At 69.0% G+C, this 12,643-nt stretch carries 7 protein-coding genes; 1 reads left to right on the forward strand and 6 read right to left on the reverse strand.

The genetic code is table 11. The features are described from left to right. Positions 1 to 307: 307 nt before the first annotated feature. The 4 genes from selO to AAFN46_RS00020 all read right to left on the reverse strand — a co-directional run bounded on the left by selO (position 308) and on the right by AAFN46_RS00020 (position 9,113). Positions 308 to 1,768, reverse strand: a complete 1,461-nt coding sequence (selO, locus tag AAFN46_RS00005; protein ID WP_347806628.1) for a protein adenylyltransferase SelO — start codon at positions 1,766 to 1,768, stop codon at positions 308 to 310. A 66-nt stretch (positions 1,769 to 1,834) separates the two neighbouring features. Next, entirely contained in the window at positions 1,835 to 5,134 is a 3,300-nt protein-coding gene (gene mscK / locus AAFN46_RS00010) for a mechanosensitive channel MscK (protein ID WP_347806629.1), read from the reverse strand. A gap of 105 nt (positions 5,135 to 5,239) precedes the next feature. Next, entirely contained in the window at positions 5,240 to 6,982 is a 1,743-nt protein-coding gene (locus AAFN46_RS00015) for a potassium/proton antiporter (protein ID WP_347806630.1), read from the reverse strand. Between the two features lie 328 nt (positions 6,983 to 7,310). Beyond that, on the reverse strand, positions 7,311 to 9,113 hold the full coding sequence (locus AAFN46_RS00020) for an acyl-CoA dehydrogenase (protein WP_347806631.1): 1,803 nt from the start codon (positions 9,111 to 9,113) through the stop codon (positions 7,311 to 7,313). 299 nt (positions 9,114 to 9,412) lie between these two features. Between AAFN46_RS00020 and rlmJ the strand changes: the two genes are divergently transcribed. Next, the gene (gene rlmJ / locus AAFN46_RS00025) at positions 9,413 to 10,249 is read left to right on the forward strand and encodes a 23S rRNA (adenine(2030)-N(6))-methyltransferase RlmJ (protein WP_347806632.1); all 837 of its coding nucleotides are present in this window, start codon (positions 9,413 to 9,415) and stop codon (positions 10,247 to 10,249) included. A 26-nt stretch (positions 10,250 to 10,275) separates the two neighbouring features. Here the strand turns inward: rlmJ and AAFN46_RS00030 are convergent, their stop codons facing one another. Beyond that, positions 10,276 to 11,322 carry a methyl-accepting chemotaxis protein gene (locus AAFN46_RS00030; protein WP_347806633.1) on the reverse strand — a complete coding sequence of 349 codons (1,047 nt, stop codon included), beginning with the start codon at positions 11,320 to 11,322 and terminating at the stop codon, positions 10,276 to 10,278. Between the two features lie 25 nt (positions 11,323 to 11,347). Next, complete coding sequence (locus AAFN46_RS00035) at positions 11,348 to 12,601, reverse strand: HD domain-containing phosphohydrolase (protein ID WP_347806634.1); 1,254 nt, start codon at positions 12,599 to 12,601, stop codon at positions 11,348 to 11,350. Positions 12,602 to 12,643 lie beyond the last annotated feature (42 nt).

A 12,643-nucleotide genomic window follows, 5' to 3' on the forward strand; every position in this document is an offset into this window, starting at 1 on the left:
CGTTACAAGGGCCGTGCCAGGGGGCGGGGGGCCAGCAATGGCGCGGCTTGCCGGCCACTCTGAAATGTCTGGGAAACGCCCGTGTGCAGGGCGTCACGAAAGGTTGCGCAACAACTGGCGCAGTGCTGCGCAGGGGCTTGCGCAGAGGGGCGGGGCCGCATCGGACTAGGCCTGCGCGGTGGTGGGCGGTGGCGGGTGCGCAGAAAGTGGCGCAGGGGGCGCCGGATTGCATCGGGGCTACGGCTCTCACCCCGGCCCTCTCCTGGTGGGAGAGGGAGGCGTCAGCCTCAGGCCGTGCCCGGTCTGCTCAGGACGAGCAGCTGATCTCCAGATGCTTGCCCCATTCCGGCGGGCGCTCGGTGTAGGTCTGCATGCCGGGCTGTTCCTCGAAGGGGCGCGAGAGCACGGCGTGCAGTTCGCGCACCGGGCCGTAGTCGCCCTGTTCGGCGGCGGTGATGGCGTTCTGCGCCAGGTAGTTGCGCAGCACATAAAGCGGGTTGACCGCATGCATGCGCGCGCGCCGCGCAGTCTGATCGGCGCCTTCCTGCGCCGTGCGCGCGGCGTAGTCCTGGGCCCACTGGTCGAAGCCGGCCAGGTCGACGAAATCCTCGCGCAGCTGCCGCAGCGCCTCGGCCGGGGCCCGCTCGCCGAGGCGGCGGAAGAACAGCGAGTAGTCCACCGCGCCGCCCTGCATCAGCTGCAGCAGGCGCTCGACCAGTTCGCCGTCACCTTCCTGCGCCTGGGTGAAGCCCAGGCGGCGACGCATCAGAGCGAGGTGATGGGCCTGGTACAGCGGCAGGAACAGGGCCAGGGTTTCGCGCAGCTGCTCCACTTCGACGAAAGGCGTCAGCGCCTGGGCCAGGGCGGCCAGGTTCCAGTGGGCGATGGGCACCTGGTTGCTGAAGCTGTAGCGGCCGCTGTCGTCGGAGTGGTTGCAGATGTGCTTGGCGTCGAAGTCGTCGAGGAAGGCGTAGGGGCCATAGTCGAAGGTGATGCCGAGGATCGACATGTTGTCGCTGTTCATCACCCCGTGGCAGAAGCCATAGGCCTGCCACCGGGCGATCAGCGCCGCGTTGCGTTCGACCACCGCGCGGAACATGGCCGCCCAGGGATTTTCCGCGCTCAGGCAGTCGGCGAAGTGGCAGCTCAGCACATGCTCGCCGAGCACCTTCAGCTGCTCGTGCTGATTGGTGTAGTAGAAGTACTCGAAGTGGCCGAAGCGCACATGGCTGGGCGCCAGGCGCAGCAGCATGGCGCCGCTCTCCTGGCGTTCACGCCACACCGGGGTCATCGAGCCGGTGACGCACAGCGCCCGCGTGGTGGGGATGCCGAGGGCGTGCAGGTATTCGCTGGCGAGGAACTCGCGGATCGACGAGCGCAGCACCGCGCGGCCGTCGCCCATGCGCGAGTAGGGGGTCTGGCCGGCGCCCTTGAGGTGCAGGTCCCAGTGTTCGCCGGCGTCGTTGACCACCTCGCCCAGCAACAGACCGCGGCCGTCGCCCAGGCGCGGGTTGTAGACGCCGAACTGGTGCCCGGAATAGACCATGGCGCGCGGCTCGGCGTCCGACCACAGCTTGTGCCCGGCGAAGATCTCGGCGAACAGCTCGGTGTCGGCCTCGGCCGGGTCGAGGTCGAGCAGGGCCATGGCCTGAGCGCTCGCCACCACCAGGCGCGGCTGCTCCAGCGGCTCGGGCAGCACGGGGGTGGAGAAGGCGTCGCCCAGGCGGGCGAAGCGGTTGTCGAAGACGAGGTCGGCGAGGGCTTTCAACGGCGGGCTCCAGCGTACAAGCCCGAGTATTGTGCTCGGGCTTGTCGCGCAGCGTCCAGTCGCGCCTCAGGCCTCGGTGGGCGGCAGGGGCTTGCTGGGAGTCAGATGGTACTCCTCGCCCTGCAGGTTCTTCACATAGACATCGAGCTGGCGGAAGGCGATCTCGATGCCGTGTTTGCGGAACTCGCGGTCGACGAAGCGGTTGATCTCGTCGGTCGCCGGGTTGCGGTCGCCGAGGTCGCGCACGTGGATGCGCAGCTCATGGTCCAGGGTGCTCTCGCCGAAGGACAGGAAGTACACCAGCGGCTCCGGCTCGCGCAGCACCCGCGGGTTCTCGCGGGCGGCCTGCAGCAGCAGCTTGCGCACCAGTTCGAGGTCGGAGCCGTAGCCGACGCCGATCCTCAGGGTGACACGGGTGACGGTGTCGGTCAGCGACCAGTTGACCAGCTGGTCGGTGATGAAGGTCTTGTTGGGGACGATGATTTCCTTGCGGTCGAAGTCGGTAATGGTGGTGGCGCGGATGCGGATGCGGCTGACCGTGCCGGACAGGTTGCCGATGGTCACCACGTCGCCGATGCGCGCCGGGCGCTCGAACAGGATGATCAGGCCGGAGATGAAGTTGGCGAAGATCTCCTGCAGGCCGAAGCCGAGGCCCACCGAGAGCGCGGCCACCAGCCATTGCAGTTTGTCCCAGCTGACCCCGAGGGCGCCGAGGGTGGCGACGAAGCCGATGCCGCTGATGGCGTAGGACAGCAGGGTGGTGGTGGCGTAGGCGCTGCCCTGGGCCAGCTTCAGGCGCGACAGCACCAGCACCTCGAGCAGGCCCGGCAGGTTGCTGGCCAGGGCGATGGTGATGCCGAGGATGATCAGGCTGCCGAGCAGGTCGAGCAGGCTGATCGGCACCAGGGTGACGGCGTCGCCGCTACCGCTGCTGTATTCGTAGAGGGTGATGTTGTCCAGGTAGGTGAACACGCCGATCAGGTCGGCCCAGACCCAGTACAGGCAGGCGATGAAGATGCCCAGCAGGGCCAGGCGCATCAGGCGCAGGGATTGCTGGTTGACCTGCTCGATGTCCAGGGCCGGCTCCTCGACCGGGGCCTCGCCCTCCGGGCCTTCCTTGGGTTGTGTCTGGCGCTTGGCCAGGGCGCGGGCGTAGGCCAGGCGCCGCGCGGCGACGGCCAGGCCGCGCTCCAGGGCGGCCTCCAGCAGCAGCCAGAGGATCAGCAGGAAGAGGGTGTCGATCAGGCGGTCGGTGAGCTTCAGCGCGGTGTAGTAGTAGCCGAAGCACACCGCGAGAAACAGGCCGACGGGCAGGACGGTGAAGCTCAGGCCGAGCAGCAGGCGGAACGGCGAGCCGTTCTCGCGCATCGGTCCGGACAGCAGCAGGCGGCCCATCAGCCAGGCCATCAGGGCGAACCCGCTGAGCACCACGAAGATGCCGAGAATATCCTCGGCCAGCAGGGCAGGCTGGTGTTCGGCCACCGTGACCACCGCCACCAGCGCCAGCACCACCAGGCCGAGGCGGCGTACCTGGATGCGCAGGAAACTGACCTGCGGGCGCTTCCAGCGGAAATGCAGTTCGGCGACACCGCCGGGGGCGAGGATGCGGTACAGGGTGTAGAACACCAGCCAGGCCTGGGCCATTTCCAGCAGGGCGCGGCCCAGCGTGGCGTTCTGTCCGCGGGCGTCAAGCAGCAGGGCCAGGCCGGCGAGGGCCAGCAGCAGGGTGACCGGCAGGGCCAGCAACACGTTGACCAGCAGGGCCAGCGGGGTATGCAGCTGGCTGTCGCGCTTGTAGTGGCCGATATCGTCGTGCAGCTGCTGCAGCTTGAGGAACAGCCAGCCACGGCGCCACAGCAGGATGCCGGTCAGCAGCAGCAGGGGAATGAACAGCCAGGGACGGTCGAGCAGGCCGGCGCCCAGTTCGCGCACGCCGGAGCCCCAGGGCATGGCCGCCAGCTGGCGTTCGAGTTTCTGCGGCGCCTGCGCCAGCCAGGTCAGGTCCAGCGGCTTGTTGCTGGGAATCCAGAACATCTGTTCGTCGAGGGTGGCGCGCAGGCTGCCGACCACCTCCTGCAGCTGTTTCTGGTTCAGCTGCAGGGTGATGGACTCGCCGAGCAGGGAATTGAGTTCGCGGCTCAGGCGATCGAGCAGCTGGTTGCGGGTGATGGCCAGTTCCAGCAGGGTGTTGCGCAGCTCCTGGGTCTGCTGCTCGGCGGGTTGTTTGGCGAGCAGGGCGTCGACGTAGGCCTGCGGGTTGCCCAGCTTGTCGCGCTGCTGGTTCAGCTCGAATTGATAGAGACGGATGTCGGCGATCTCGTCGGCCAGATTGCCATCCATCTGCGGGCGCGGCAGCGCCTCGCGCTGCTGGTAGAGGATGCGTGCCAGCAGCAGGCTGCCGCGCAGCACGTCGATCTGTTCGTCCAGGGCCTGGCTGGCCTGGCCGACGCTATCGAGTTTCTGCTTGGTCTCCAGGTTCTGCCGGGTGAGCTGGTTGAGGCGCTCGGTGGCGCGCAGCAGGTAGTCGGAAATCTTCAGGTTGGCCGCGCTCTCCTTGGCCACCAGGCTGTCCGGTGTGGCCTTCTCGGCCTCGCGGGAGATCTCGGCCACCGTCTGCTCGGAGCTCTCGCGACGCTTCTCGCTGATCAGCGCCTGCAGGTCCAGGGTCTCCCGTTCGAGGCGGCGGATGCGCTCCTGCAACAGGTCGTGGCGAGCGTTGCCGAGGTCCTGCAGCAGGCTGTTGCCGGCCAGCTCCTGGCGGCGCAGCTCGGTCTGTGCCTCCAGTGCCGCCAGCTCGGCGTTCAGCAGCTGGCGGCGCTCGCTGGAAAGCGGCTTGCCCGATTCCTTGCCGGCCTTGAGCAGGCTGCCGATCTGCAGGCTGCGGCTCTGGTTGGCGCTGATCTGCGTCTGCGCCCGCTCGGGGCGGGTCTGTGCGGTGACTAGCAGGCTGCCGGCCTCGGCCAGCTCCTGCTGCCAGGTGCCGAGTTGCGCGGTGCGGGTGGCGAGCTCCTGCTCCAGCTGCGGCACGCTGAGCTGGGCGTAGCGCTTGCCAAGCTCGGGCTGCGCACTGGCCTTGAGGCGGCTCAGTTCGCGCTGGTTGCTGGCGATCACGCTCGGCGCCTCGCGCAGCTGGCGCTTGAGTGCCTCCAGCTTCTGCCGGTCGTCGTCGCGCGCGGCGAGGAAGGCCAGGGTCTGTTCGAGCCGTGCCTTCAGCGCATTGTGCTCGGCCTCCGGCAGTTTGCGCTCGGCGAGCCCGTCCAGGCTCTGCTGCACGCTCTGCGGCGAGGGCGGCTCGGCGGCGAAGGCGGGGGCGGTCAGGCTGCAGCCAAGCAGCAGGGCGAAGAGAAGGGGGCGCAGGGAGGGCATGGTCGCGACAGGCGGCTCGTGGCAAAGAATGCGGCTAATGATATGTCAGGCCGGCGGCCGTTGCTGCCGTGTGCTTCACCGATATCGGGCGGGGCCGAGATGGTCTCAGAGAAACAGGCCGGGCTTGGCCTGGCCCTCGGGGAATCTGACGCCGACCTTGCGCACCTTGTTCCCTTCCATCTGCGCCACAGTCCAGGTCAGGCCGTTCCATTCCACCTGGTCGCCGACCACCGGCTCGCCGCCGATCTCGTGGGCGATGAAGCGGCCCAGCGGCTGGCCGCCGTTCTCCTCGCCGAGCTTGAGGCCGTAGAGGGTCGCCACCGCGCCGAGCTGGGCGTCGCCCTCCAGCACGAAGTCGCCGAAGAAGCGCAGGTCGAGGCCACGCTGCGGGGCCTGGCTGAACAGCTTGCCGAGGGCCGGCAGGTCGTGTTCGTGGCCGACCACGCAGAGGATGTCGGCGGCCTCCAGGCGGGTGCTGCCGGAGGGGTGCAGCAGCTCGGCGCCGCGGAACAGCGCGGCGACCCGGGTGCCTTCGGGCATCTTCAGGTCGCGCAGTGGCGCGCCGATGCACCATTTCTCGGCGCCGAGGCGGTAGATGAACAGTTCCCACTGGCTGGTCGGGTGGATCTCCAGGCCGGCGCGCGAGATCGGCGCCGGGTTCGGCGGCACCGTGACCTTCAGCAGCTTGGCCGCCCAGGGCAGGCTGGTGCCCTGCAGCAGCAGCGACACCAGCACGATGAAGAAGGCCACGTTGAAGAACAGTTGGGCATGGGGCAGGCCGGCCATCAGCGGAAACACGGCGAGAATGATGGGCACCGCGCCGCGCAGGCCGACCCAGGCGATAAAGGCCTTTTCCCTGTCGTGAAAAGCGCGGAACGGCAGCAGGCCGAGGAACACCGACAGCGGCCGGGCCAGCAGGATCATCCACAGCGCCAGGCCCAGCGCCGGCAGGGCGACCGGCAGCAGCTCGCGCGGGGTGACCAGCAGGCCGAGGACCAGGAACATGCCGATCTGCGCCAGCCAGGTGAGGCCGTCGAGCATGTGCAGGATGCCGTGGCGCGAGCGGATCGGCCGGTTGCCCAGCAGCAGGCCGCACAGGTAGATGGCCAGGATGCCGCTACCGCCCACGGCGTTGGTGATGGCGAAGATGATCAGGCCGCCGCTGACCACCAGCAGCGGATACAGACCGCCGGCCAGGCTCATGCGGTTGACCAGCTGCAGCAGCAGCCAGCCGCCGCCCAGGCCGAACAGGCCGCCGATGCCGAACTGCTCCAGCAGCTGCATTGCGAAGGTCCAGCTGAAGCCGGCCTGGCCCTTGGCGAGCATGTCGATCAGGGTGACGGTGAGGAACACCGCCATCGGGTCGTTGCTGCCCGACTCGATCTCCAGGGTGGCGCCGACCCGCTCGTTGAGACCGCGCCCGCCGAGCAGGGAAAACACCGCGGCGGCGTCGGTGGAGCCGACGATGGCGCCGATCAGCAGGCCCTCCAGCCAGTGCAGCTCGAACAGCCAGGCGGCCGCCACGCCGGTCAGCCCGGCGGTGACCAGCACGCCGACGGTGGCCAGCGACAGCGAGGGCCACAGCGCCACGCGAAAGCTCGCCACCCGAGTGCGCATGCCGCCGTCGAGGAGGATGATGGCCAGCGCCAGGTTGCCCACCAGGTAGGCCATCGAGTAGTCGTTGAAGACGATACCGCCGGGGCCGTCGACGCCGGCCAGCATGCCGACGGCGAGGAAGATCACCAGGATGGGGATGCCGAAGCGCGAGCCGAAGGCGCTGACCAGGATGCTCATGCCCACCAGCAGCGCACCGATCAGAAACAGGCTGTTGATGGCGCTGGCGTCCAAGGCATTACTCCGGGCGTGGGAATGGCTCTGCTATGCAGGGGGCATGCCGGATTCTAACCATTGCCTTCGTCGCCCTGTCAAAGAAAAACGCCCCCTGGACGCGGGGCGTTTTTCCTCGGCGAATCAGATGCTTGTTACGCGCTGCCGGGGCTCATGGAGAGGGCCTGGTGGCGCACTCGCCATTCCCTCTCCCCTCGGGGAGAGGGTTAGGGAGAGGGGGAGAGGCGTGCGCGCGGAATACGAGCCCTCTCCCCCGGCCCCTCTCCCGCATACGGGAGGGGGGAGCATCATGGCTCGCGGAGCCTGGGGGCACTCGGCGCACAGCGTCTCAGAACCAGGCGTCGCGCATCTCCAGGCAGGTGTCGTCGCGCGCCTCGAGAATGTTCAGCTCGTGCTGGCAGCCCGGCACCTCCCAGGTCAGGAAGTAGCGCGCGGCCTGCAGCTTGCCCTTATAGAAGTCGGCGTCGGCGCTGCTACCGCGCGCCAGCCCTTCTTCGGCGCGGATCGCCTGCTCCAGCCAGCGCCAGCCGATCACCGCGTGGCCGAACACCTTGAGGTACAGCGCCGAGTTGGCCAGGCCCCGGTTGACTTGGCCAGCCATCAGGTCGCCCAGCAGGGCCAGGGTCACCTGGCCGAGGCGCCTGGCCAGTTGCTCCAGCGGCTGGCGCAGGGCGTCGAGCGAGCCGTGCTGCGCGGCGCGCTGGCAAGTGCCCTGGATCAGCGCCATCAGCTGTTTGAGCGCGGCGCCGCCGTTCATCGACACCTTGCGCCCGAGCAGGTCGAGCGACTGGATGCCGTGGGTGCCCTCGTGGATCGGGTTGAGGCGGTTGTCGCGGTAGTACTGCTCCACCGGGTACTCGCGGGTGTAACCGTGGCCGCCGAGGATCTGGATGGCCAGCTCGTTGGCCTTGAGGCAGAACTCCGAGGGCCAGGACTTGACGATGGGGGTGAGCAGGTCGAGCAGCTGCAGGGCCTGGGCGCGCTCCTCGGCGCTGGCCAGGGTCTGGGTGTCGTCGAACAGGCGTGCGGCATACAGGCCGAGGTCGAAGGCGCCCTCGACGTAGGCCTTCTGGGTCAGCAGCATGCGGCGCACGTCGGCGTGCTCGACGATGGCGATCTGCGGGCTGCTCGGGTCCTTGCCGTCCGGCTGGCGCCCCTGCGGGCGGTTGCGCGCGTAGTCCAGCGAGTACAGGTAGCCGGCGTAGCCGAGCATGATCGCGCCCATGCCGACGCCGATGCGCGCCTCGTTCATCATCTGGAACATGTAGGCCAGGCCCTGGTGCGGCTTGCCCACCAGATAGCCGACGCACTCGCCATTGTCGCCGAAGTTCAGCGCGGTGGAGGTGGTGCCGCGCCAGCCCATCTTGTGGAACAGCCCGGCCAGGGTCACGTCGTTGCGCGCGCCCAGGCTGCCGTCGTCGTTCACATGGTATTTCGGCACGATGAACAGGCTGATGCCCTTCACCCCGGGCGGCGCGTCCGGCAGCTTGGCCAGCACCATGTGCAGGATGTTCTCGGAGATCGGCTGGTCGCCGCCGGAGATGAAGATCTTGTTGCCCTTGATCCGGTAGCTGCCGTCGGCGTGCGGCTCGGCCTTGCTGCGGATGTCCGACAACGAGGAGCCGGCGTGCGGCTCGGTCAGGCACATGGTGCCGAAGAAGCGGCCGTCGATGATCGGCTGCAGGTAGCGGGTCTTCTGCTCTTCGCTGCCGAAGGCCTCGATCAGGTTGGCCACGCCCATGGTCAGCATCGAATAGGAGCTGGTGGCGACGTTGGCCGCCTGGAAGTGGGCGAAACAGGCCTGCGACAGCAGGTTGGGCAGCTGCATGCCGCCCTGCTCGAAGTCGCGGGTGGCGTTGAGGAAGCCGGCCTCGTGGAAGGCGCGCAGCGCAGGCGCCACCTCGGGGATCAGCACGGCGGCGCCGTCCACGTACTGCGGCTCGTGCTCGTCGTTCTTGCGGTTGTGCGGGGCGAACAGCTCCTCGGCGATGCCGCGCGCGGTGGCGATGGCGGCGTCGAAGGTCTCGCGGTTGTGCTCGGCGAAGCGCTCGCGCTGGGTCAGGGCTTCGGCATCGAGCACTTCGTACAGCTCGAAGGCCAGGTTGCGCGAACTGAGCAGGGACTCGGTCATTGCTATGCCTCCTGTGGGATGGCCGCAGTCTAGTGCGGTGAATGAAGGCCGAACAGCAACATCCATGGGCGTGATGAAGGCGCACAACCTGTTCCCTCACCCCAGCCCTCTCTCGGGGGGAGGGGGGGCTGTTCGGTGTGGCGATCAGGCGTTGTGTTTGAGGTCTGCTCCGTTAACGCCCTCTCCCCTCGGGAGACGACTGCATGGATGCAGGAGGTAGGGCGGCGCAGGAAGCCAAAGCCGAGGGCTGGGGTGAGGGCGGGAGTGCTAGAATCGCGCCCCTGCCAGGAGCCCCGCCCATGAACTACCGTCACGCCTTCCATGCCGGCAACCACGCCGACGTGCTCAAGCACCTCGTCATCAGTCGCATCATCGCCCTGCTGGCGCGCAAGGAGGCGCCCTTCGCCTGCCTCGACAGCCATGCCGGCGTCGGCCTCTACGACCTGCAGGGCGACCAGGCCAGTCGCACCGGCGAGTGGCTGGAAGGCATCGCCCGGCTGTGGGACGCCCCGGACCTGCCGCCGCTGGCCGCCGACTACTTCGGCGTGCTGCGCGCGCTCAACCCGGACGGCGCACTGCGCTACTACCCCGGCTCGCCCGAGCTGGCGCGCCGGCTGAGCCGCGAGCAGGACCGCGTGCTGCTCAACGAGAAGCACCCGGAAGACGGCCAGCTGCTCAAGGACAACATGAAGGGCGACCGCCGCGTGGCCGTGCACCTGGGCGAGGGCTGGCACGTGCCGCGCGCGCTGCTGCCGGTGGCGGAGAAGCGCGCCCTGCTGCTGATCGACCCGCCGTTCGAGAAGGCCGACGAGCTGGAGCGCTGCGTCGCCGCGCTGGACGAGGCCATCGGCCGCATGCGTCAGACCGTGGTGGCCGTCTGGTACCCGATCAAGGACGAGCGCCAGCTCAAGCGCTTCTATCAGGGCCTGGCGAAATCCAGCGCGCCCAAGCTGCTGCGCGCCGAACTGTTCGTGCATTCTCCGGATGACGCCACGCGCCTGGCCGGCTCCGGCCTGGCCATCGCCAACGCGCCCTGGGGCCTGGAGGACGAGCTGAAGCAGCTGCTGCCCTGGCTGGCCGGCAAGCTGGCGCAGAGCCAGGGCAGCTTCCGTCTGGATTGGCTGATCGCCGACTGAATCCCGGCCCCACCCATTCCGCGAGGCTACGAGCCCGCGTCTTCCTCGGCGTGCCGGCGCAGGCGCGCGGCCAATTCGGCGAGGGCCTGCTCCTGGCGCTGCAGTTCGGCCAGGGCGGCGTCCGTCGCGTCGGGCGGTGGGACGAGCGTGCCGGCCAGGCCCTGCAGCAATTCTCCCAGCCGGGCGGTGGTATCCAGTGCCTGGGCTTGGTCGTCGCTCAATGACGTCAGCCGCGCGGCGACCTGCTGCTGTTCCGCCGTCACCTCCTGCCCGTCCGCCTGGGCCAGTTGTCCGGCCTGGACGTCGGCCTGGCGCAGGGCCGCGAGCATCTCGTCGAGCGTGCCGCGAATGGCCAGGGAGAAGTCGGTGGAGCGGTTGGACAGGGCGCGCACCTCGTCGGCCACCACGGCGAAACCGCGGCCGCTGTCGCCGGCGCGCGCCGCCTCGATGGCGGCGTTCAGCGCCAGCAGATTGGTCTGCTTGGCGATGCCGTCCATATCGTCGGTGGCGCGCACTATGCTCGCCGCCTGCCCGGCGATGCCGCGCAGGTTCTCGGCCAGCGCGCCGGCCCGCTCGCAGTCCTGGCGCTGGCGGGTGAGCAGGCTGGCTAGCGCGGCATCGGCCTGCGCCGCAGCGGCTGGGTCCGGCGCGGGCATCTCGGCCAGCAGGGCCTGGGCCTGGTCGGCGTGCTGCCGCAGATGGGCGGCCTGCCCCCGCCAGTGCTGCTCGGCGCTGTCGAGCAGGGCTTGGCGCTCCCGCTGCAGCTGATGCTGCAGCGCCTGTAGCCGCGCGCACTGCTGTTCCAGCTCGGCCAGCAGCGGCGCCAGCCAGTCCGGCACCTGTGGTGCGACCGGGTGCGGCCGCATCAGCGCGCGCCAGTGGGTGGCGGTGGCCAGGGCGGGCAGCAGGCCGAAGCTCAGCAGCAGGCCGCAGAGCAGGCAGATCCACAGCGGCAGGCCGCCCCAGGCGCCGAGGCCGACCAGCAGCCAGGGCGACAGCTGCAGCGCGACGGCGACGGGGCTGAAGGCCCTGGGCGGGATTTCCTCGAGATCGGAGAAGCGCGGATTGGACATGGGCCGGTCTGCTCGTGGTGGCGGGCTATTTTCCGCGCTGGCGCGGGTCGACGTAATAGCTCAGCTGCTGGCGCGGATCGAGGTACTCCAGCGCTTCGGGTGGCAGCTGCGCCGGGCGCAGGCTGCGGGCGATGGCCAGCTCGGGCTCCTGTTCCAGATCGACGATCAGCGCCTCGGCCTTGGGGATGCTCGGCTCATGGAGGATCAGTGTGGGCCGCAGCGGCAGGCTCGGGTGCATGGCCAGCACCAGCGCGTAGCGCTCGTCCTCCAGCTGCACCAGGCTGCCCGGCGGGTACACCCCCATGCAGCGGATAAAGGCCTTCAGCGCCACCTCGTCGAAGCGTTCGCGCTGCTGCTTGAACAGCAGCGCCAGGGCCTCGTGCGGGCTCAGGGCGGCGCGCGGGTCGAGCGGGTTGCACAGGTTGTCGAAGGCGTTGACCAGGCTCACCACCCGGCTCAGGCGGCCGATGGATGCCTCGCGCAGGCCCTTGGGGTAGCCGCTGCCGTCGCAGAATTCGTGGTGCTCCTGGATGATCCGCAGCACCTCGTCGTCGAGCATCAGCTCGTGGCCGCGGCGCACGCCGAACTCGCAGTGCAGCTGCAGCAGTTGCTGCTCCGGGCGGGTCAGCGGTTCGGCCTTGAGCAGCACCTTGCTCGGTATCTCCAGCTTGCCGATGTCGTGCAGCAGGGCGCCCAGGCCCAGGCTGTGGCAGGCCTCGGAATCGAAGCCGAGCTGGCGGCCGAGCATCACGGACAGCACGGTGACGTTGAGCGAATGCACGTAGGCGTCGTCGGCGGCCTTGCCGTTGATGCCGTGCAGCGCCGCGCCGTCCTCGCCGAGCAGGGCCTCGACCAGCTCGCGCACCACTTCGCCGGCCTGCTTGACGGCTTCTTCCGGCTGGCTGCGCAGGGTCTGGTTGAGGCTCTTCACCCGCTGGCTGGCCTGGACGAAGGTGCGGTCCACTTCGGCCAGGCGCTTGCGCAGGGCACCGAGTTTGGCGGCGCGGGCCTGGCGCGCCTGCTCCTCGGGGCTGGGCGGCGGCGCCTCGGGCTCGATCGGTGGTGCCTCCTCCTGCAGCGGCAGCGGCGGGCAGTCGCTGCGCGACGGCTCGTAGCGCAACTGCTTGAGACCGAGGGCGCGCAGGGCCGCAATCTGGCCCTCGTCCTTGATCTTGAAGTTGCTGAAGGCGAAGTCGTGTTCCCACCAGCTCAGGTCGAGGTGGATGTAGAGACCCACGCAGAGCTGTTCGGGGTTGATGAATTGGGTGACTGCGGGCATGCCGGATATCGCGTGCTACTGGCTTTTTGCTGGCAGTCTAGC

It is taken from the genome of Pseudomonas sp. CAU 1711 (assembly GCF_039888625.1).
Classification (GTDB): domain Bacteria; phylum Pseudomonadota; class Gammaproteobacteria; order Pseudomonadales; family Pseudomonadaceae; genus Aquipseudomonas.

What these genes read in the sequence shown, in the direction of transcription:
- mscK (WP_347806629.1), bottom strand. Translation starts at nt 5,134, where the DNA reads ATGCCCTCCCTGCGCCCCCTTCTCTTCGCCCTGCTGCTTGGCTGCAGC.
- AAFN46_RS00020 (WP_347806631.1), bottom strand. Translation starts at nt 9,113, where the DNA reads ATGACCGAGTCCCTGCTCAGTTCGCGCAACCTGGCCTTCGAGCTGTAC.
- rlmJ (WP_347806632.1), top strand. Translation starts at nt 9,413, where the DNA reads ATGAACTACCGTCACGCCTTCCATGCCGGCAACCACGCCGACGTGCTC.
- AAFN46_RS00030 (WP_347806633.1), bottom strand. Translation starts at nt 11,322, where the DNA reads ATGTCCAATCCGCGCTTCTCCGATCTCGAGGAAATCCCGCCCAGGGCC.
- AAFN46_RS00035 (WP_347806634.1), bottom strand. Translation starts at nt 12,601, where the DNA reads ATGCCCGCAGTCACCCAATTCATCAACCCCGAACAGCTCTGCGTGGGT.